Source organism: Cnuella takakiae (assembly GCF_001953305.1).
GTDB lineage: Bacteria > Bacteroidota > Bacteroidia > Chitinophagales > Chitinophagaceae > Flavisolibacter > Flavisolibacter takakiae.
Genome location: NZ_MTFE01000010.1, coordinates 1,008,727 through 1,029,613, shown reverse-complemented (window position 1 = coordinate 1,029,613; position 20,887 = coordinate 1,008,727). Strand labels below are relative to the sequence as shown.

Below are 20,887 nucleotides of genomic sequence, written 5' to 3'. Positions count from 1 at the left end.
TTTCTGTTGGATTAAAAGTTAAAAACCTACGTTGAGACCTACGTTGATGGTACGTGCCTGAGGCACCGAGTTGCGGTCTACGCTGGGACCACCATTAGCGTTACCATTTGCCGAAACTTCAGGGTCGAAACCGGTATAGTTGGTAAACGTAAAGGCGTTTTGGGCAGCGGCATAAAAACGCACGCTGCTCAGACCCAGGCGGCTGGATAGCGATTGAGGCAGGGTATAACCCAGGGCTATATTGCGGATTTTGGCAAAATCACCTTTTTCAACATTTTCCTGGATGATAATGGCCGAGCCGTTGGACACGTTGTCGCCAAATACCACGCGGGGAATATTGGTAACCTGGCCTGCACGGGTCCAGCGGTTCAGCACTTCTTTGGAAGAGTTCCAGTTGCGCTGGTCGCGGATACCGGCCTTGGTACCATTGTACACGTAGTTGCCACCCGAGAAGAATACCAGTACGTTGAGGTCAAAGCCCTTGTATTTGAAGCTGTTGTCGAAACCGCCGGTCCACTTGGGCAGGGCGGGGCCAATCACCACACCATCAGAGGCCTGGTCGGCGCCCCGGGGCGCTACGGTGCCATCCAGGAAGGTCCAGCGCGAAGCAGCAGGAGCAGCGTGGTTGTACTGTACCTGGCGGCCATCGCGGTACACAAAGATGCGCTGGCCATTGGCAGGGTTCACACCATTGGTACGCACGGCGTAGAAGCTGCCGATGCTCTCACCCACACGGATGATGCTGGGGCGCTCCAAACCAGAAGTAGCAATAAAGATGTCGGAGTTGCCTGCAGCCAGGGCTTTTACCTCGTTGTCCAGCGTAGTAATGTTGAAGCTGGAGTTCCAGGTAAAATCGCGGTTGCGGATGATGCTGGCATTGAGGGTTAATTCAAGTCCCTTGTTTACCATGCGGCCTACGTTATTGGCAATCACGCTTCCGGGGATACCACGCGAAGGCGCCTGCGGATCGTCGAGGATCAGGTTGTCGATGTCGTTGTTGAAATAGGTTACATCCAGGTTCAGGCGGTTGTTGAGGAAACCAGCCTCAAAACCCACATCCAGTTTTTTGGATGTTTCCCAGGTAAGGTTGCTGTTGCCTGCCTGGTTGAAAAACAGGGTGGCAGCTTCACCATACAAACCCGAGTTGTAGGCAGAAATATAGGCGAAATCACCCAATCCCTGGTTGTTACCCACTAGTCCATAGCTGGCGCGCAGTTTCAGGTTGTTGACGGTCCCTTTAATGCCCTGGAAAAAATTTTCATCACTGATCAACCAGCCTACGGAACCGCCATAGAAGTTACCATACTTTTTACCGGGAGCAAAAGCAGAATAGCCATCGCGGCGGCCGTTGATCGACAGCAGGTATTTTTTCTTGTAGTCGTAGTTCACACGACCGAAGAAGGACACCAGGTAGTTTTCGCCCAGGAAATTGCCGGCAGGCACAATCTGGTTCCAGCCACCCTGGTACTCATCATAGAAAGGATCGGCCTGCTGGCGGCGGCTGGCGCCCCAGCCTTCCTGGAAGGTAGACTGCTGTTCATTACCCAGCAGCACGCCCACTGTATGGTTGCTGCCCAGGGTACGGTCAAACTGCAGGAGGTTCTGCCAGTTCCAGCGGCGATAGGTTTGCTGCGAGTTCTGCACCAAACCACCAAACTGTACCCCATCGCCATGGAGGGCCGCCTGGTATTCTTTGTTTACCACCGACAGGTTGTCGATGCCATACACGGTACGGAAAGTAAGCCCGTTCAGGATTTTAACCGATCCAAAAACATTGGCCAGCACGCGGTCATTTTCGGAACTGAACTTATTCTCGTTCAGGATATAGGCCGGGTTGTAAAAAGAAAGTGCCGTGCGGTTATTACCCTGACCGATGGTATTGGTAACGGTATTGATATTGTACGAACCATCAGCGTTGCGGGGTGCCACGTTGGGTGCCAGCACAATGGGCAGGCGTCCCAAACCGGCAATACCAAAGGCCTGGCCGGGCAGCGACCCTGTGTTGGGCGCCCGGTTGTCGGAGTTGGTATAGTTGATCGAACCACCCACATTGAACCAGTTGTTTACTTTATGGTCCACGTTGAAGCGGGTGCTCACACGCTGGAAGTCGTTTTTCTTCAGCATGCCTTCCTGGTCGGTAAAGGCACCCGAGAAGAAATAAGTAGTTTTTTCGTTGCCACCGCTAACGGTAAGGCTGTGATTCTGCGAAAAACCGGTGCGGTATACTTCATCGTACCAGTTGGTGCTTATTACGCGGCCGCTGGCATCGGTGGAAGTAAAGAAACCGCGGGCAGGTAGATCCGGAGCCGGCACAGGAGGCGTACCCAGGTTGGTAAGCCCTTCATTTTTGATATCGGTATATTCCTGGCCGTTCAGCATATCGATCAGGTTGTATGCCTTAGTCCAGCCTACCCAGGTGTCGTAGTTCACACGGGCACGGCCCTGGCGGCCTTTCTTGGTGGTAATGAGCAGTACACCGGCAGCAGCACGCGATCCGTAGATGGCAGTGGCCGCAGCGTCTTTCAGCACCTCCATACTTTCAATGTCTGCAGGGTTGATATCACCCAACACGTTGTTGGAAGCGGTACCACCGGCCTGGCCCGAAAACACGGGCACACCGTCTACCACCACCAGCGGGAAAGAACTCAGCGAAATAGAGTTGACACCACGCACCCGGATCACCGGCGGGTTGTTGAGCACACCGTTGGGAATGGTAACGCTCACACCGGCAGCACGGCCCGAAAGGGCCTGGTCGAAGCTTTGCACGGGCACGTCCTTGATGGCGGCACCATTGATGCGGGCAACGCTACCCGTTACTTCACGGCGGCGCTGCGTGCCATAACCCACTACCACCACCTCGTCGAGGCTGCGGTCGGCAGATTGCAGTGAAACCCGGAAAGAACTGTTGTTGCCGATAGCCTGCTCCTGCGAAGCCTGGCCTACGGAAGAAAACACGAGGGTGCGGGCATTACTCGGCACCGAAAGACTAAAAGTGCCATCGTTTCCGGTAACCGTACCGGTACTGGAGCCTTTTACCTGAACAGAAACATTGGGAAGCGGGTTACCGCGATCATCCGTCACGGTACCGGACAGGGTCCGGTTTTGCGCAAAGAGCAGCTGCAATGACAGCAGCATTACTCCCAGGAGGAGTAGCAGTTTTCTCATGTGCTTGCGTTTGTAGGTTTTAAAATTTAGGTCTCGGCTAACTGTACTGGTAATAACTTATCAGCCGATAAGACAAAGGCCTCCATCAAACTGATGCACGCAAGCTAAAAAAACTCATCACTTTCCAAACGGCAACAAATAGCTATAGGTGGTAAATAAACTTGACGAAAGGCAAATGTTCTAAAAGCGAAAAGCCCATACCCGATAGAATCGAATATAGGCTATATACAAACGGAGTAAAAAATTTGTTTATACTTATACCCCCTTTTTTCGCACAGAGGATAAACTCAGGAGTAAAGCAGGCAGCAATACCAGGTTGGTTACAGTAGCTACAATAAGGGTAAGCGAGGTAAGCCAGCCCAGTGCCTTGGTGCCGCCAAAACCACTGAAGCAGAAGATAACAAAACCCGCTACCAGCACGATGGAAGTATAAATAATGCTCAGGCCGGTAGAATGAATGGTTTGCACCACGGTATCCTGTACGCTTGCGCCGGGTTTCAGTTCCTGCTTGTAGTTCACCAGGAAGCGGATAGTGATATCAATGGCAATACCCAGCGCCACACTGAACACCAGCACCGTGGAGGGCTTAAGCGCCACGCCTGCCCAGCCCATCACCCCTGCTGTGATTACCAGCGGTATCAGGTTAGGAATCAGGGAACAAAGCAGGATACGTCCCGAACGGAACAGGTACAACATGCAAAGTGCAATGAGCAGGAAAGCCCAGAAAATACTCTCCTTCAACCCATTGATGATATAGCGGGTACCCTCCAGGAAGGTTACCGAAGTGCCCGTGAGGCGCACATCATATTTAGCGGTGTCAAACAGTTGGCGGGTGCGCTGCTCCACGCTGTCGAGGATCAGCGGCAGGCGGGCACTGCCCACATCCTGCATACTTACCGAAATACGGGCTACCTGCCGGTTGCTGTCCATAAAGGAGCCTACCAGTTTACCAAAAGAGTTGCCCCCGGCTCCACCGCCATTGTTCTTCATGCTCAGGTACTGCGCCAGTGCGGGCAGGTCATATTCCGAAGGCATGGTGTAATTGGAACTGTCGCCTTCAAAAAAGGCCTGCTTGGCAAACTTCAAGCCCTCGGCAAGACTCAAAGGTTTACCGATATAGGGCTTGGACGCCAGGTACTGCGCCAGCGAATCGATGCGCAGCAGGTTGCCCAGGTTGCGGGTAACGCCATACTTTTTCCTGGTATCAACCGTGATCTCCAAAGGCATCACGCCTTTGAAATGGGTTTCAAAAAACTTCAGGTCGGTATAAATTTTATCGGTACGCGGCAGGTCGTCAACGATATAGCCTTCGCTTTTCAGGCGCAGGGTGCCCGCTACAGAAACAGCCAGCAGCACCAGGGTAGTGGCATAAATAGTCTTGCGGTGATTAACAGCCCAGCGCTCCAGCCGGTCGAGCCAGCGCTGCAGGCGCTCATTGTACAGGTAGCGGGTATGTTTTTCCTTGGGAGTGCCCATCATGCTGAGCACGGCAGGAATCAGGATCAGGGAAATGAAAAACAGCACCATGATATTGATGCCGGCTACAGCGCCAAACTCCTTAAGAATTGCACTTTCGGTAAGGGCAAATACGGCAAATCCGATGGCTGCAGCAATATTACAAAACAGGGTTACTACCCCCATTTTGGACACCATCTGCACAATGGCGCTGTTCTTCTCGCCGGTATCACGGTAGGACGTGTGGTATTTGTTTAAAAAATAAATACAGTTGGGGATGCCGATCACCACCACCAGCGGGGCAATGAGGGCGGTAAGCAGGGTAATACGGTAACCCAGCAACTCGATGGTGCCAAAGCTCCAGATCACGCCAATGAGCACCACGCCCAGTGAAAGTGCCGTGGCACTAAAAGAGCGGAAAAACAGGAAGAGGATGATGGCCGAAAGGGCAATGGAACCAAAGGTGAACCACTTCATTTCTGCCGAAATGCGGTCTGCAATCAGGGTACGGATCAGGGGAAGGCCGCTCAGGTGCATTTCTACCTTGTGCCTGGCACCAAAAGCATTGGCTTTTTCGGTAAGTGCATTTACAATGCCGGTACGTGCCTTCGAGTTGATCAGTTCGCGGTTCACCCGCACACCCATTAGGTAAGCACCGGTTTCGGCATTGTACAAAAGTCCCCTGTAGAAGGGCAGGCTCAGAAACAGGTCGCGGGTGCTGTCCACAGCCGCCTGGTCCATTTTACCTTCCGGGAAAACCGGTTGCACCTGCAGCTTTTCGGTTTCCCAGTTTTTTACCAGGTTGATGGCGCCGGGCACCGAAATAATATCCTCCACTCCTTTTACAGCCTTGAGTTCCTGGTGCAGCTGGCGGTAGTCGTTGAAAAAGCCTTCAGAGAAAAATTGTTTGCTCTGCACGCCTATTACCAGCAGGTTGCCGTCTTCGCCAAACTGCTTTTTAAATGCCTGGTATTCCTGGTAGCGCGGGTTGTTGGTGGGAATGGCTTTGGCAAAATCGTAGCTGAGCTTTACCTGGCTTGCCTGCCAGGCCATAAAAGCGGTGAGTACCAGCAGGATGGCCAGCAATAGGAATCGAAACCGTAAAACCCAGGCGCCAAGAGCTTTCCACATAGAACGTTGTTAAGGGCGCAAAAATAAGGAACCAGTGATTGGTAGGATTTTAAAAGGATTGATAGGAACCATTATCCACAGGATTACAACATATCATTTGAAGTTGTATAAGCAGCAAAAGAACTGGTCCGGTATTTTTGCTCAACATTAATACAGCCTGCAGGTGGCTTCCTATTAATCCTTTTTGAATTCTGTAAATCACCGGTCTTGATTGCAAAAACCAAAGGCATCGTCCTCCGTTCGGTTAAATATGGCGAAACCAGTCTGGTAGTGAGCATCTATACGGAACTGTTTGGCATGCAAAGCTACCTGGTGAATGGCGTGCGTACCGCTGTAAAACGCGGCGGTGCCAAGGGTGCGTTTTTCCAATCCGCTTCCCTGCTCGACCTGGTGGTGTACCACAACGAGTTCAGCGCCCTGCACCGCATCCGCGAGTACAAGTGGGCGGTGTTGTATCAAAACGTGCTCACCGATGTGATCAAGAACTCGGTAGCCGCTTTTATGATCGAGCTGCTGAGCAAATGCGTGAAAGTGCCCGACCCCAACCCCGAGCTGTTTTATTTCGTTGAAGACTCGCTGCTGCACCTCGACAAAGCATCGGGCCATGTGGCAGCCAACCTGCCCCTGTTTTTCGCCCTCCACCTCCCCTATTTTTTTGGGTTCCGCATTTCGGACGAATACACCGAAGAACAGCATTACCTCGACCTGCACGAGGGGGTGTTTACGCCGCTGCAACCTAGCCATAGCCACTACCTCCAGGACCGCGAAGCCGAAGTGGTTTCCTACATACTGAAAGCCCAGCAGCCCTCCGACCTCGAAGACCTGCACCTTAACCGCGAGTTTCGGCGCCGCCTGCTCACTTCATTGGAGCAGTATTACAGTATGCACATGCCCGAGTTTGGTGCATTGAAAACGCTGCCGGTGTTGCGTGAGCTAATGGGATAAACCTGAACCGCAGATTTGTATGACTTACAGTGGGCAAGTTTCGAGATGCCTTTGAAGTTGGGGGCAGCCTATCCTCCTACCTGCATCACTAACCGATAAACGACTTTGGTTTTGTAAAAACGATGGACACCAACTGCTACCTAATAACTTTCAGGATGTCACCACTTAACCCACGGTTTTAACCGTGGGATAAAAGCGCCTACTTAATTGGTGCTAAACCGTTTCAACGGTTTTAATGTCAGCCTGCTAGCGGTTGGTATAAAAAGGAATGGCTGCACCATTCAGTGCAGCCATTTCCATGATTAGCCACCAATCATAAAAATCCTTTCAAATCACACAAACCTGCGGTTCCGGTTAGAGTACCTCCTGCAGCGTCTTCGCCAAATCCTCACCCCTCAAATTCTCCGCTACAACCACGCCATCGGGGTTGATCAGTACATTGTACGGAATGCCTTCGATATTGTACAGGGGCACTACGGCGCTTTCCCAAAACTTCAGGTCAGATACATGGTTCCATGCAAGACCATCAGCCTTGATGGCTTCTTCCCATTTGGCCTTCTGTCCGGGTCGGTCGAGGGATACACCCAGGATGGTAAAATTCTTGTTTTTAAACTGGTTGAAAGCAGCCACCACATTGGGGTTTTCGGCACGACAGGGCGGGCACCAGCTGGCCCAGAAATCTACCAGCACCCACTTGCCTTTAAAAGAGGAAAGCGCAACCGGCTTGCCGGTAAGGTCGGGTAGGGTAAAATCGGGTGCGGGTTTGTTTACCAGCGATCCCCCGGCGGCGGCCTGTTGCTGGCTGGCGGCGGCAGGTTGCTGGAGGCTTTTATTAATCTGCGCCAACCCGGTATGTTCGGGCGATTTGGCGGCTGCCTTTTTTACGATGCTTTTTACTTCGTCCTGCGTAAACCCTTCGATGCCTACCAGCGGGTTGGAGGCCATGCTCTGGTAGCTGCCCAGGGCGAAAAGTGTCAGGGATGGGCTTTTGCTTTTGCCGATAAAATCGGCGGTGTAGTTCTTTACCTCGGTAGCCTTGATGCTGCGCTGTGCCAGTTGCAGGTTCACTACAGAGTCAGGCGTACCAACCTTGCGCATGCTGTCGATGGACATGCTGCTGTTGTACAGGCCTTTCAGCTGCTCACCAGAGGTAAACAGGTAACCACGCAGGGCTTCGCTGGCTTCCGAACCTTTAACGGTGTACACCTCTTTTGAGGTAGGATCGATGTTGACCGTTACTTCATCCGCATCGTTGATCAGCGATACCAGCGGGTACTGCTGTCCGCTCAGACGCAGGTTGAAGATGGTTTCACCCTTGGAAAGCGTACTCAGTTCAAACTTTCCGTCCTTACCCAAGCTGGCAGAGTCCACCACAACAGGCGCAGCGGCGCTCAAAGAAGTTTCTTCCAGGTAAATGGTCTTGGCTTCGGCATTCTTGATGGCGCCTTCAACGGAAAATGTATCCTGTCCCGACTCCTTGCATCCGGCAAGAATCAGCAGTGCGGGAACGATCAGTTTTTTCATGAACATAATTTTGTGACAACAAAGCGGTACCAGGAGCAGATGGCTGCTGATGAGGCTTTGTGGCTTGCAAACCTAAAATCTTTTTGCGACGGATGGTGATAAGGGGTTGGTAAAAGTAGTACCGGGAACACACCTAACAGGTTTTAAAAACTTGTTAGGTGTGTAAGATCTTCCATCTCTTGAAGAGATAGAAGATATTCTTATCCCTTCAACTTCTCGGTAAACTTATCGGTAATAGCCTGCGCATCGGCCTTGCCACGAGCCATCCGCATGGCTTCGCCAACAAAGAAGCCGATCAGGCCTTTCTTTCCTTTTTTAAACTCGGTAACCTTTTGCGGATATTTATCCAGCACAGTTTGAATCCAGCCGTCCAGTTCGCTGCTGTTGTCAGACAGCAGCAGGTTGTTGGATTCAAGGTATTGCGCAACATCCATTTTACCATCTTCAAATAATGCAGGCAACACCTTTTGTACGGCGATGCCATGCGTTGTTTTCTTCTCGTCGATGTACCGGATCAAAGTGGCAATTGCCTCTGGTGCGATCGCCAGTTCATCCGACGAAAGTTCGGCTTCCACCATCTTGTTGCGGATGGGATTGAGCACCCAGTTGGCTGCAGCCTTGGTATTGGATGTGTGCTGCGCAATGCCCCGGAACAAAGCCTCTAAACCTGTATCGGCAGCAAGGGCATTGGTATCATAGTCGGAAAGACCAAATTCCTGTTGCAATGCTTCTACCCGCTGTTTGCGCGAAGGCGGCATGGCACTGCGCACAGCTTCAATCATTTCGTCGGTAATGTGAAAGGGCGGCAGGTCGGGGTCGGCAAAATAGCGGTAATCATCGGCATCTTCCTTGGTGCGGATGGCATAAGTGGTATTGGTTACCTCGTCGTAGCCGCGGGTTTGCTGCAGCACGGTGCCACCGCTTTCCACCAGCGCAATTAGCCTTTCTTTTTCCACCTCGATGGCCTTGCGGATAAAACGAATGGAGTTCAGGTTCTTGATCTCCACCTTGGTACCCAGTTTGGGATCCCCTTTTTTGCGTACAGAAATGTTCACATCGCAACGCAGGCGGCCCTGCTCCATGTTGCCATCGCATACGTTGAGATAACGCAGAATGCTGCGCAGTTCGCTTACATAGGCATAAGCTTCGGCACTGCTGCCCAGGTCGGGTTCGGTAACGATTTCCAGCAGCGGTATGCCCGCCCTGTTCAGGTCGATACCGGTATATTGCTCGGAAGCATCGTGCACGCTTTTACCGGCATCTTCTTCCATGTGGATGCGGTTGAGGCGCACCTTCTTTTCCTTACCATCGACGTTGATTTCCACATAGCCATTCTGGCAAATGGGCGCCGTGTGCTGCGATATCTGGTAGCCCTTGGGCAGGTCGGGGTAGAAATAGTTTTTTCGGGCAAAATAATTATGGCGCACAATGTCGCAATTGAGCGCAAGGCCCAGGCGCAAAGCGAGGTCAATAGCGCCGCGGTTCATTACGGGCAGGGTACCGGGATGCGCCAGCGATACCACGCTCACCTGGGTATTGGGCGATTCGCCAAAGTGGGTGGCGTCGCTGCAAAATAGCTTGGTCTTTGTGGTTAGCTGGGCATGTACTTCCAGGCCCACCACCATTTCGTAATCCTGTGCACTCATTGGTGTAAATATAAGAAGTCCGGCCCACCCCAAACCCTACCGGTGGGTGAGAGCCCACCCCAACCCCTCCAGGTGGGAGGGGCTTTAGGTTCCTACAGCCTTTAGCGGTTAATTGGTTGGCATATAAAAACAAAACCCGCAACATCATTCGTGTTGCGGGTTTTTGGATATATACCAGTTAAACGCAGTGTATCGCCGGGTTCTAAAGCCCCTCCCACCGGGAGGGGTTTGGGGTGGCCTTTTTACAAATCCGCCGTTTTCAGTTTACGCGGCATCTTCACATCAATGGTTTGCTGTTTGCCACCACGGAGCAGTTGCACCTTAACCGAAGCCTTGTCGCGGTTGGCAGCCATTTCGCGGCGCAGTACGGCTACATCGTTGATCTCCGTTTCGTTGAAGCGGGTAATGATATCGCCTTCCCTGATACCTGCTTTGGCGGCATTGCTATCGCCTTCCACGTCTTTCACCACTACGCCTTTGCCATCTTCGCTGTCCTGCACCGAAACGCCCAGCTTGGGACGTTCGCCGCCACCACGGTTGAAATTCATTTCAAAATCTTCCAGGTTGAAGCGGCCGTTGGGGCCAAAAGGAGTAACCTCACCGGGTACCATTACGCGGAAATTTTCGGCATTTACACGCAAGCCTTTCCATCGGGTAAGTTCGGCAGTAGCTTTTTGCTCTTTGCCGTCACGCAGGTAGGTGATGGTGATTTTGTCACCAGGCTTATGTTTGCGCACCTGCTCGGTTACGTCTTCAGCGTCTTCAATTTTTGCATCGCCAATGCGGGTAATGATATCACCGGTTTTGATGCCGGCTTTCTCAGCGCCACTTTCCTTGCTCACCTGGTTTACACGGGCACCTTTCTCATCTTCGGCAGTAACCACACCCAGCATGGCACGGCTGCTGTCTTCACCCATCACACCCTGGAAATCACCGTCATCAAAATTGAAATTGAAGTTGCGGGGAATGTTCATGGCACGAGGCGCACCCGGCGCACGGGGAGGTCTTGGACCTACTACCAATGCATCTACGTCCTTCAGCCGGTTGATGTCGATATTGATCTCCTCGTCCTTGAGGTCTTTTACATCCTTGCCATTAACGGTAACTTTATCACCGTTGATTTCAATGATGGTCTTTTCTTTCTGGTCACCGCTGCGGGTGATGATGATTTGTTGCACCTCGCCTTTTTCTTTGGCGGGCTTGGAAGCTTTCTGGGCCAGGATGGTTGCCGGCGTAGCCAGCACCAGCATGCCGCCCACCAACAGGTATTTACCAAAACTTTGTTTCATAAGCTGAACGTTTTACTACGTTAAATTTCGTAGATCAAATATAAGGAAGGAAATGAAATACGAAGACTTTCGCAAATGTTAAAAAAGATCGCAGATTTAATGATTGGATTGGATTTAATGATTTAGGCTGCAAGAGGCTTTTGTATCGGAAAGAGTTTCAGTTCAGTATGACATTTCGAGTACTCGATATACTACCATTGGCGTGTTATTCTGGAAAATGCCTTTATAGGTGGATTAGTGAAGCAGGGGCAACTTTTATGGTACCCATCAACAGTGTACACCAGCAGTTTTTCACTACTTCCTTCAATTCTATACTAGCCCACGGTTTCAACCGTGGGTGAAATGAAGCACCTGCTATGTTGAAACCGTTTCAACGGTTTCCCTGAAAAAAAGAAAACCCGCAACACCAAAGCATTGCGGGCCAAATATTATTAGAAATACAGAACTGTAGGGTTCAGTCCCCCTTCTCCTTCCAAGAGAAGGGGCCAGGGGATGAGGTTTAGGCGAAGAGGTTTTCTTTTACCGCTTTAATCACCTCCTCCAGTTGCGTGGCATTCTGTCCACCGGCTGTTGCCAGGGTCTTCTGGCCGCCACCGCCGCCTTTGATGAGGGGCGCAATGTTTTGCTTGATCATCTTCGACGCATCCAGGCCTTTGGCCGCAGTAAGGGCATCATCAAACAACAACACCACCTGCGCCTTGCCTTCCACGTTGGCCGCAAGGGCAATCAGGTAGTTGGGTACCTGGGCCTTTAGTTCAAAAGCCAGCTTTTTCAGGGCATCGGCCGAGCCAACGGAAACCACAGCACCGATGAATTGTGCATCGCCAATCGCTTCGGTTTTGCCTTTCAGTTCGTCGCGCAGGGTAATCAATTGTGCATTTTCAAACCCTTCGATCTTCTTGCGCAGGGCAGCGGCCTCGTCCTTCAATTGGGCTATGGACTTCAGCACATCTTTCGGGTTGTTCAAAGCCTCCCGAACACCTGCAAACTGCAGCATCTGGTCGTTTACAAAGGCTTCAGCAGCAGCACCGCAAAGGGCTTCCACCCGGCGCACGCCGGCAGCTACAGCCGCTTCGCTGGTGATCTTGAATAATCCCAGTTCACCAGTGGCACCTACGTGGGTACCGCCACACAGTTCCACCGAGTATTCAGGGTCGATGGTTACCACCCGAACGGTATCCCCATACTTTTCGCCAAACAGCGCCATAGCCCCCTGCGCCACCGCTTCCTCTTTTGGCATCTGGCGGATAATTACGGGAATGTTCTGGCGGATCTTTTCGTTAACAATGGTTTCTACCTGGCGGATTTCCTCGTCGGTCATTTTGCTGAAATGCGAGAAGTCGAAACGCAGGTACTCGCTGTTTACCAGCGAACCTTTTTGCGCCACATGGGTACCCAGCACTTTGCGCAGGGCGGCATGCAGCAGGTGCGTGGCACTGTGGTGCAGCTCGGTGGCCTTGCGCTTGGGTTTATCTACATGGGCCATCACTTCGCCACCGGCAAACCCTTCGGGAATACGGTCTACAAAGTGAACGATCAGGTCGTTTTCTTTTTTGGTATCCAGCACTTTCAGTTCGCCGCCTGCTGTTGCCAGCACACCGGTATCACCCACCTGTCCGCCGCTTTCGGCATAAAAAGGCGTGCGGTCCAGCACCAGTTGGAAACCTTCTTTGCCTTTGGCTTTCACCTTGCGGTAGCGCAGCACTTCGGCAGTTGACTCCAGCATGGTATAGCCTACAAACTCGGGCAGGCCACCTTCTTTAAGCACCACCCAGTCGCCGGCATCGGTTGCAGAAGCAGCGCGGCTGCGGTCTTTCTGCTGTTGCATCTCCGCTTCAAAGCCGGCTTCGTCAACCGTCAGGCCGCGTTCGGAAGCAATCAGGCGGGTAAGGTCTACGGGGAAACCGTAGGTATCGTAGAGTTCAAAAGTTTCCTTGCCGCCAATCAGGTCTTTGCTGGCGCCGATGATGTCTTCAATGCGTTTGAGGCCTTTTTCAAGGGTGCGGAGGAAAGCTTCTTCCTCTTCCCGCACCACGCGGGCCACAAAGGCTTCCTGTTGTTTCAGTTCGGGGAAAACGTCGGCAAACTGGCCGGCCAGCACGGGCACCAACTGGTGCAGCAGGGGCTGCTGGTAGTTGAGGTAAGAATAATAGTAACGAACGGCGCGGCGCAGGATACGGCGGATCACATAACCCGCACCAGTGCTGGCAGGCAGCTGTCCATCGGCAATGGTAAAGGCAATAGCACGGATATGATCGGCATTTACGCGGATGCCGATATCAGCCTTCGACTGTGTGCCGCCATAAGCAACACCCGTGATCTTGCTGATGGCATCGATGGTGCCGCTGAATACGTCGGTGTCGTAATTCGATTGTTTGTTTTGCAGTACCCGCACCAGGCGCTCAAAGCCCATACCGGTATCTACGTGGCGGGCAGGCAGGGGCTGGAGGCTGCCGTCTTTCAGGCGGTTGAACTGGATAAATACGTTGTTCCAGATCTCGATCACCTCGGGGTGGTCGTTGTTTACCAGCGAGGCGCCGTCTCCCTTGGCCCGCTCGGCTTCGGAGCGGGTATCCACGTGTATTTCGGTACAGGGACCGCAGGGGCCGGTATCGCCCATTTCCCAGAAGTTATCCTTTTTGTTGCCCAGCAAGATGCGTTCCGGGGCAATCCACTTGCTCCACTCTTCATAGGCTTCGGTGTCTTTGGGGATGCCTTCCCGCTCGTCGCCTTCAAAAATGGTTACATACAGGCGGTCGATGGGAATTTGCAGGTACTTGGTGAGCAGCTCCCAGCTCCAGGCGATGGCTTCTTTTTTAAAGTAATTACCAAAGCTCCAGTTGCCCAGCATCTCGAACATGGTGTGGTGGTAGTGGTCCACGCCCACTTCTTCCAGGTCGTTGTGCTTGCCGCTAACGCGCAGGCACTTTTGGGTGTCGGCAATACGGGGCGATGGGGCGGGTTTGTTGCCCAGGAAATAATCCTTGAACTGGTTCATACCCGCGTTGGTAAACATGAGGGTAGGATCATTCTTCACCACGATGGGCGCCGAAGGCACAATCTGGTGCTCCTTGGAGCGGAAGAAATCGAGGAAGGCGGCACGGATCTGCGCTGCCGTCTGGGGTTGGGTGCTGTTTATTTCGGTAGAAGCCATAATGTTTACTAATAAAGGCCGTTTACGCCAGACAGGTCTTTTCCCAAACCTATAAGGTCTTTAAGACCTTATAGGTTTTACGGGTGTGCACACCTGACAGGTTTTGAAAACCTGTTAGGTGTTGAGTACCTGTCAGGTGTTAAAACCTTGCAGGGTTCAAAAACCTGCAAGGTTTTACGGGTGCCCTTTCGGTTTATATTTGTTCGCTTCCCTGCCCATGGGCGGGGGCGGCAAAGGTACAGCCCAATTCAGATTTCGGATTTGGCGATTTCGGATTTTGGATGGTTTCTTTCAACAGTAAACCAACTGCTGTCAACAGCTGCCGAAATTTGAAATCCCACATCCGCAATCCCAAACCGCGTTGCATTGAAGAAGATAAAATATTACTACAATACCCACACGCTGCGCTACGAAAAGCTGGTAACCCCGTTGCGGGTTAAGCTGTTGCGTTTTTTTGGGTTTATGGCAACGGCGCTGGTTACTTCGGCCATCATCTCCTATTTCGCTTTCCAGTTTATCGGGTCGCCGGGCGAAAAGCTGCTGCGGGCCGAAAACGAACGCCTGGGTAACCGCTACCAGGACCTCCGCCGCCAGCTTGATGACTTGCAGCAGCAAATGGCCGAACTGGAGAAAAGGGATAACAACGTGTACCGCAGCATTTTTGAAGCGGAACCCATCCCGGATAGTGCACGGGCAAGGGCTTTGGAAAAATTAAATGCCGATGCAGCAGTAGCCAGATTAGGAGATAACCAGCTGGTTTCCTCTATTCAAAAAGACCTGGACACCCTAGGCAACCGCATCAAAGCACAGGAAAAATCCTTTGTCCAACTCAGCAGCCTGATCAACAATAAGGAAAAACTGCTTGCCGCTACGCCTGCCATCCAGCCGGTAAGCAACAAAGACCTCGACCGCATCGCTTCCGGTTTTGGCTACCGCATCGATCCCATTTACAAAACCATCAAGATGCATGCGGGCCTCGACTTTACCGCACCACAGGGCACGCCCATTTATGCCACGGCCGAAGGCTCCGTGCGGGTAGCCGGCTACTCGGATGGCGGTTATGGCAACCACGTGATCGTTAACCACGGCTATGGCTACCAAACCCTTTATGGCCATATGGTACGCATCAAGGCCAGGGCCGGTCAGCGGGTGAAACGTGGCGAACTGATTGGCTATGTGGGTTCCACCGGTAAAAGTACCGGCCCCCACCTCCACTACGAAGTGCACAAAAACGGCAACAAACTCGACCCGGTTTACTTTTTCTACAACGACCTGGGACCGGAGCAATTTAACGAACTGCTGAAACGGGCCAAGGCTTCCAACCAGAGCTTTGATTAAAGTTCAAAGTTCTAAGTCGGTGTACCACCGATCGCTACCAGTTTCTGTTGGGTTGTGCCTTTATCAGGATACCTGCAACTTGAAGCGGCTGCAATGCTCTTTATCAACTTTCCCGTTGCACTGTGGCCATCTGGCAGCATCCTTGCCATAGGATAGGCATGAAAAAACTATTTATCCTGGCAGCATTGGCAACAGGCTTGCTGAGCTGCGGCAATGAAGCATCAGAAAATGGCCCTGATACGGATACCATCAACGGCGGCCCGGCAGCCATTGAAGACGAAACCAAGCACCCTAGCGGCGTCACCAACCAAAACGTGATCAGTACCGATACGGCAGCAATGAACGTGGAGGAAATGCATGATACTACGGGTAAATAGCACCGGGTTACCACGATACCCGTGTAGGCGATTGGAATTGACAATCAAGCTTCCCTGCCATTCTGTTAATGTTGATTATTGGTGTGGAACCCGGATTTAAACTTTGACCTACAGACGGATAACTGAATTATTTTTGCCCCATGGCAGGCCCGCTTTCCCAAATATCAATGTTTGACTTACCCGCACCCGAGGAGCAACCTAAAGAGGATGGTATTGCTGCACCTGTGCAGCCTGCAGCCGGCCCTGAACTGGCGCTTCCCTTGGAGCCGGAGCCGGCAGGTATTTCGGAAACGCCTACCGTGGAGCAACCCGCAACTTCCCGTATTGAAGCGGAAACCGACCTTGAATATCCATTATATCCTACCCTGCCCGAGCCTGAACCCTTTGCAGTTGCAGAACCGGAACCTGTTATTGCTGAACAACAACCGGAAGCAAAGGCGGAGTTACCTGTGACGGATAGCATGGTTGAAGCAGATACGGTGACCGCAAATTCTTCTGAAACAGAAGCAGTTGATCCTATCGACTTCCCAGCCCAAGAAATGGAAGCGCCGGCAGCCAGTCCGGATTTACAGCATCCTGAACAGGAAGCGGTTCCACTTCCATCTGCAGCAGTTGAAACACCTGCACCTGAGGCTGTTGGCTTTGTAGTTGCGGAAAGCCCTGAGCATTTCGTGGCGCCTGAAGTGGAAGCAATACCAGAGCCCGCCTTTGAAATACCCACCGCACCGGCTGAAATAGCGGCAGAAGTACCCGTTGCCGTATTTACCGGGCCAATAGCGCCTGTAGTACCTGCCCAGGAAGCAGCAAAAGCGGCCACAGCAGTTCCGGAAACCGTTTCTTTTGTTACGCCAAACGCTGAAACGCGTGTACAGGCTGAAGCAGCAACATCGGAAGCATTGGCAGCAGAACAACCGGAGGCTGAACCTGTCCAGCAGCATGCTCCAGCAGCACCGGAACCAATTGTTGCACTTAGGCCTACTGCTGAAGCAGACATTGAACAGGTACCCGTTCAGGAAGCTACCCCTTCCTTAGTGGAGGCGGTTACAACGGTACAGCCCGAACCTGCACCAGAGTCACAACCTGTCCAGGAACCACCAGCACCACAACCTGTGGTGGTGCCTTCCAGCCGGCCTTATATTTCGTTTGACATTGAAGTGGTGGAAACCAATGAAGCGGATATTCCCAGGGAGTTTTTGTCGGGTCACCCCATAACGCCTCAGGGGCCCAAAGTTAAAAGCACCCGTGGCCGCAAAAGCATCAAGGCTACAGAGGCAGGCCCGGATAAGATACTGGTACCTGAAGACGAAGAGCTCTTTAAAAAACAATACTATCCTATCAGCGAAGTAGCAGTAATGTTTGGCGTTAATATTTCGCAGATCAGGTATTGGGAAAACGAATTCCCCCAGCTTAAGCCCCGTAAAAATGGCAAAGGCGACCGCCTGTTCCGCCCCGAAGATGTAAAAATGCTGGTGTTGATCCACGACCTGATCCGGCGCCGCAAATACACCCTGGAAGGCGCTAAGGACTATCTCAAACTGAACAATGGCGAAGACATGCGCTTCCCGCTTATCCAGCAGCTCCAAAAATTAAAAGGCTTTCTGAACGAGTTGAAGGCGAATATGTAGGGAGGAGTATTGAATATTGGGATATCAGGATATTGAATACCGCAATTACTAAAAAACGAATACCCAATACCTAATACCAAATTCCCACCTTAAACACCGCCTTAACACGCAGCTGATTTATATTTGGTTTATGCCAGTTATCAAACGCGTATTCCTTTTTGCAGCAGCTACATTTTTCGCTCATACTTCCCAAGCCCAATCCGAAATCAGTCGTGATGGCGAAGGACAAAAAGTAATCAAAGGTTTTCTGACCAGGGACCAGCTGGCCAGCGATACGGCCTTCAAATGGTTTAGTGCCAACCAAAAGGATTACAAGCCCTATGCTCCGGCACTGCAAAGCCTTACCGCACAGAAGGATTCCGTTCAGTTTCTGGTATTTGCAGGCACCTGGTGCCACGACACCCAGTTCATCCTGCCTAAGTTTTATGCTTTAGCCTCGGCTGCCGGCATTCCAGATGCACGTATTTCTACAGTGGGTGTGGATGTAGCCAAAAAAAGCCAGCACAACCTCACTGAAGTATTCCGCGTGGAAAATGTGCCTACAATTATTGTTTTGAAAAATGGCAAAGAAGCCGGCCGCGTGGTGGAATACGGCAAATCGGGGATGTTTGAAAAAGACCTGGGGGAAATTGTAAAAGGCAAATAGCCATTTTGCTGTAATTGCCTACTGAGTTTGCGGGAGCGACAACGTACCAAGAACGACAGACCACGGGGAGATAGAACTTATCTTATGTAGGCCTGGTTGCGTGTTGTCAATTGAATTGGTACCCATTCGTACTTAATACTCTGCCCGGTAAACGCTAAGCATCCCATCCTTAAAAGCAAGCAATTTACCAGGGACCAGCTTCACCTTACAGCCTTTGAGCACATCGGGTAAAATTGGCTGCTCTTGCAGCAGCGTGGCAAAGGAATAGCGTTGTAACAAACCGTTTTTAATACCATAAACATGGTTGCCGGCAACCAGCACATCAGTCCATTCCTGCACGGGTATTTTCCTCTTAAAATTTCCGAAATAGTCGAACTGGTACAAGCCTAGTTCCGGATCGTAGAGGTAAAGCCATTTATCCTGGTCAAAAATCCGGATGGGCTTCAATGCGGCATTCAGTGCAAGGCGCAGGTCGGGGGTTTCCAGCAAAGCCGATCCCTTTTCATCCAGTTTTTTAATGGAACCGGTGAGCCCGTCAAATACCCAAACTTTATTGTCAAAGCTGATGGCTGCAGCCAGGGGCTGTTGCATCCCTACCCGGCGCAGGTCAAGGGTAAATTGCGGCGCCAGGTTGCGGTCCAGCACCAGCACCTGTGCGTAGTTTTTGTAAAAAAGCAGCGGCCGTAAAGGGTTGGACAGATCCATTGAAAACAGCGCACCACTGCGGGCCGCCTGGCCAAATACCGCCAGGGAGTCGCCCGAAGGCCCCAGCTTTTTTACCTGCCCTGCGCTTCCTAGCAGGTAAAGGTTGCCCAACATATCAACCTGCACGTCGGTAGCCGTACCAATGGGCACTTGCTGCAGCACTTGCAGGGAAACCGTTGGCTGAGCACGAACGCACATCAACAGGCAACAAAGCATTATGGTATTTACAGCCCTCACCAGTTGCGGATGATCTTGTGCTCCATACCTGTGTAAGAAGCCAGCTGCATATTGGTACCGTCAAATACGGCATAGGTAAAATACAGGATCCAGTCGCCCAGGTTGATGTAACGGCTGCCTTCGCCCAGTTTCCAGTCGATGGGCAGGTGGCGGTGGCCAAACACCATGTAATCGTAGGGATTTTGCTGCAACAGTTCCTTACAGTATGTAATCAGCCATTCGTTTTCCTCGCCCAGCCATGCTTCTTCCTTACCACCGGATTTGGCCCTGCTTTTTTTGCTGAAATAATCGGCAACGCCGATACCTATGGCAGGCGGCACCAGCCCAAACAAAGCCTGACAAACCGGGCTGCGGAATACCTTCTTCAGGGCTTTATACCCTTGATCGCCGGGCCCCAGGCCATCGCCGTGGCCTATATAAAACTGCTTGCCGCCCAGCTGGAATTCCTTGGGTTCAAAATAAACGGGGATATTTAACTCCTCCTGCAGGTAGGTTTTCATCCACATATCGTGGTTGCCTACAAAGAAGTGCACGGGCACACCGCTGTCGGTGATTTCGGCCAGCTTGCCCAGCAGGCGGGTATAACCACGCGGCACCACCTTGCGGTACTCGTACCAAAAGTCGAACATATCGCCTACCAGGAAGATGGCAGCGGCCTGGTAGCGGATGCTTTCCAGAAACTGTACCAGCAGCTTTTCGCGCTGCAGGCTGGCGGCGGCATTGGGCGCACCGAGGTGGAAATCGGAAAGAAAATAAATGTTTTTACCGGGAGGAATCTGCATGACCTTATTTCAGCGGGGCGAAAATAGGCAGGATTGTTTATTCCCCTTCTGCATCCATGCTCCGGGAAGCTATTTCGCGGCATGCATCCGAAAGAATGCTGCGGGCCTGCTGCACCTTTTTCAGCAGGTCTTCGTTGCGCGATATCACCGGGTGCTGCAGCAGTAGCTGGTCAATCATTTTCATACAAATACACCCACGGTCGAGGGCTTCGTGCCAGTGGAAAGCATTGATGGTGCTTGGAGTGTGATGGGCCATAGCTGGTTTTCAGTATTATAGAAAGGTACCGATTTCCATAACAGGTAGAACCATAAAAGAAAAGGCGGCGCTTTCGCACCGCCTTACCTAAATCTTTCAGCCTACCCCTGATCATCTATCAGGAAGCAAAAGACCTCCTTAGGTCCATGCACCCCCACCACCAGGGTCTTTTCAATATCTGCGGTACGGCTGGGGCCAGTTGCCAGCGTGATCAGCGAAGGCAGCCGGCTGCCGTATTTCTGCTGTGTAGCTTTTACCGCGTCGTCAATTTCATACACCAGCTGCGAAGTAAAGGCCACGCATACATGCACCGGCGCATACACGCTGGGCACCCTGCCGGCAGCCGAACTCAGCACCATGGAACCCGTACGGGCCACCAGCCTTTCGCAGGTGGTAAGCGACACATCGCAGGTTCCAATATCACCATACCATTGCATACCGGGCAACAGCGCTGCAATGGGCTCTTCGGCGCAGTACATATGCTCCCAACCGGCGGCCTGCACCAGTTTGGCAAACTGGAAGGCAAACTCCTGCTGGTCTACACAAAAGATAAACTTGCCGCCCAGGGCGGTAAACTGCTCGGCAAAAGTGATTACCGGGTCTTCCTGCTGG

15 protein-coding genes are annotated in these 20,887 nt (G+C 52.0%); 5 read left to right on the top strand and 10 right to left on the bottom strand.

Annotated features, from left to right (window positions below):
• Positions 1 to 18: 18 nt before the first annotated feature.
• Positions 19 to 3,165, bottom strand: coding sequence for a SusC/RagA family TonB-linked outer membrane protein (locus tag BUE76_RS04915; protein WP_073045140.1), 3,147 nt, complete (start codon positions 3,163 to 3,165; stop codon positions 19 to 21).
• Positions 3,166 to 3,420: 255 nt separating this feature from the next.
• Positions 3,421 to 5,751, bottom strand: a complete 2,331-nt coding sequence (locus BUE76_RS04910; RefSeq protein WP_073045138.1) for an efflux RND transporter permease subunit — start codon at positions 5,749 to 5,751, stop codon at positions 3,421 to 3,423.
• Positions 5,752 to 5,958: 207 nt separating this feature from the next.
• On the opposite strand from BUE76_RS04910, the gene recO reads away from it, so the two are divergent.
• Positions 5,959 to 6,696, top strand: coding sequence for a DNA repair protein RecO (gene recO / locus BUE76_RS04905; protein WP_073045137.1), 738 nt, complete (start codon positions 5,959 to 5,961; stop codon positions 6,694 to 6,696).
• Positions 6,697 to 7,050: 354 nt separating this feature from the next.
• Here recO and BUE76_RS04900 read toward each other — a convergent pair whose 3' ends face one another.
• From BUE76_RS04900 to alaS, 4 genes are all read right to left on the bottom strand, one after another.
• Complete coding sequence (locus tag BUE76_RS04900; RefSeq protein ID WP_073045135.1) at positions 7,051 to 8,220, bottom strand: TlpA disulfide reductase family protein; 1,170 nt, start codon at positions 8,218 to 8,220, stop codon at positions 7,051 to 7,053.
• Positions 8,221 to 8,420: 200 nt separating this feature from the next.
• The gene (gene gatB / locus BUE76_RS04895) at positions 8,421 to 9,866 is read right to left on the bottom strand and encodes an Asp-tRNA(Asn)/Glu-tRNA(Gln) amidotransferase subunit GatB (protein ID WP_073045134.1); all 1,446 of its coding nucleotides are present in this window, start codon (positions 9,864 to 9,866) and stop codon (positions 8,421 to 8,423) included.
• Between the two features lie 242 nt (positions 9,867 to 10,108).
• Positions 10,109 to 11,155 (bottom strand): PDZ domain-containing protein, encoded by a 1,047-nt coding sequence (locus BUE76_RS04890; RefSeq protein ID WP_073045132.1) that lies wholly within the window; start codon positions 11,153 to 11,155, stop codon positions 10,109 to 10,111.
• A gap of 499 nt (positions 11,156 to 11,654) precedes the next feature.
• Positions 11,655 to 14,309 (bottom strand): alanine--tRNA ligase, encoded by a 2,655-nt coding sequence (gene alaS, locus BUE76_RS04885; RefSeq protein WP_073045130.1) that lies wholly within the window; start codon positions 14,307 to 14,309, stop codon positions 11,655 to 11,657.
• Positions 14,310 to 14,675: 366 nt separating this feature from the next.
• Between alaS and BUE76_RS04880 the strand changes: the two genes are divergently transcribed.
• The 4 genes from BUE76_RS04880 to BUE76_RS04865 all read left to right on the top strand — a co-directional run bounded on the left by BUE76_RS04880 (position 14,676) and on the right by BUE76_RS04865 (position 18,295).
• The gene (locus BUE76_RS04880; RefSeq protein ID WP_073045129.1) at positions 14,676 to 15,647 is read left to right on the top strand and encodes a M23 family metallopeptidase; all 972 of its coding nucleotides are present in this window, start codon (positions 14,676 to 14,678) and stop codon (positions 15,645 to 15,647) included.
• 158 nt (positions 15,648 to 15,805) lie between these two features.
• Positions 15,806 to 16,024 carry a hypothetical protein gene (locus tag BUE76_RS04875; protein ID WP_073045126.1) on the top strand — a complete coding sequence of 73 codons (219 nt, stop codon included), beginning with the start codon at positions 15,806 to 15,808 and terminating at the stop codon, positions 16,022 to 16,024.
• Between the two features lie 167 nt (positions 16,025 to 16,191).
• Entirely contained in the window at positions 16,192 to 17,649 is a 1,458-nt protein-coding gene (locus tag BUE76_RS23930) for a MerR family transcriptional regulator (RefSeq protein WP_245798385.1), read from the top strand.
• 130 nt (positions 17,650 to 17,779) lie between these two features.
• Positions 17,780 to 18,295, top strand: a complete 516-nt coding sequence (locus BUE76_RS04865; protein ID WP_073045124.1) for a thioredoxin family protein — start codon at positions 17,780 to 17,782, stop codon at positions 18,293 to 18,295.
• Positions 18,296 to 18,427: 132 nt separating this feature from the next.
• Here the strand turns inward: BUE76_RS04865 and BUE76_RS04860 are convergent, their stop codons facing one another.
• From BUE76_RS04860 to BUE76_RS04845, 4 genes are all read right to left on the bottom strand, one after another.
• Positions 18,428 to 19,198 carry a hypothetical protein gene (locus BUE76_RS04860; protein WP_143157372.1) on the bottom strand — a complete coding sequence of 257 codons (771 nt, stop codon included), beginning with the start codon at positions 19,196 to 19,198 and terminating at the stop codon, positions 18,428 to 18,430.
• A 35-nt stretch (positions 19,199 to 19,233) separates the two neighbouring features.
• The gene (locus BUE76_RS04855) at positions 19,234 to 20,019 is read right to left on the bottom strand and encodes a UDP-2,3-diacylglucosamine diphosphatase (protein WP_073045121.1); all 786 of its coding nucleotides are present in this window, start codon (positions 20,017 to 20,019) and stop codon (positions 19,234 to 19,236) included.
• Positions 20,020 to 20,056: 37 nt separating this feature from the next.
• On the bottom strand, positions 20,057 to 20,275 hold the full coding sequence (locus BUE76_RS04850) for a hypothetical protein (RefSeq protein ID WP_073045119.1): 219 nt from the start codon (positions 20,273 to 20,275) through the stop codon (positions 20,057 to 20,059).
• 101 nt (positions 20,276 to 20,376) lie between these two features.
• Positions 20,377 to 20,887, bottom strand: a 511-nt coding sequence (locus BUE76_RS04845; protein WP_216820625.1) for a LutC/YkgG family protein, incomplete at its 5' end; no start/stop codon positions are given.

Coding starts and splice junctions, on each gene's coding strand:
- BUE76_RS04915 (WP_073045140.1), bottom strand. CDS start 3,165: ATGAGAAAACTGCTACTCCTCCTGGGAGTAATGCTGCTGTCATTGCAG.
- BUE76_RS04910 (WP_073045138.1), bottom strand. CDS start 5,751: ATGTGGAAAGCTCTTGGCGCCTGGGTTTTACGGTTTCGATTCCTATTG.
- BUE76_RS04900 (WP_073045135.1), bottom strand. CDS start 8,220: ATGAAAAAACTGATCGTTCCCGCACTGCTGATTCTTGCCGGATGCAAG.
- gatB (WP_073045134.1), bottom strand. CDS start 9,866: ATGAGTGCACAGGATTACGAAATGGTGGTGGGCCTGGAAGTACATGCC.
- BUE76_RS04890 (WP_073045132.1), bottom strand. CDS start 11,155: ATGAAACAAAGTTTTGGTAAATACCTGTTGGTGGGCGGCATGCTGGTG.
- alaS (WP_073045130.1), bottom strand. CDS start 14,309: ATGGCTTCTACCGAAATAAACAGCACCCAACCCCAGACGGCAGCGCAG.
- BUE76_RS04875 (WP_073045126.1), top strand. CDS start 15,806: ATGAAAAAACTATTTATCCTGGCAGCATTGGCAACAGGCTTGCTGAGC.
- BUE76_RS23930 (WP_245798385.1), top strand. CDS start 16,192: ATGTTTGACTTACCCGCACCCGAGGAGCAACCTAAAGAGGATGGTATT.
- BUE76_RS04865 (WP_073045124.1), top strand. CDS start 17,780: ATGCCAGTTATCAAACGCGTATTCCTTTTTGCAGCAGCTACATTTTTC.
- BUE76_RS04860 (WP_143157372.1), bottom strand. CDS start 19,198: ATGTGCGTTCGTGCTCAGCCAACGGTTTCCCTGCAAGTGCTGCAGCAA.
- BUE76_RS04855 (WP_073045121.1), bottom strand. CDS start 20,019: ATGCAGATTCCTCCCGGTAAAAACATTTATTTTCTTTCCGATTTCCAC.
- BUE76_RS04850 (WP_073045119.1), bottom strand. CDS start 20,275: ATGGCCCATCACACTCCAAGCACCATCAATGCTTTCCACTGGCACGAA.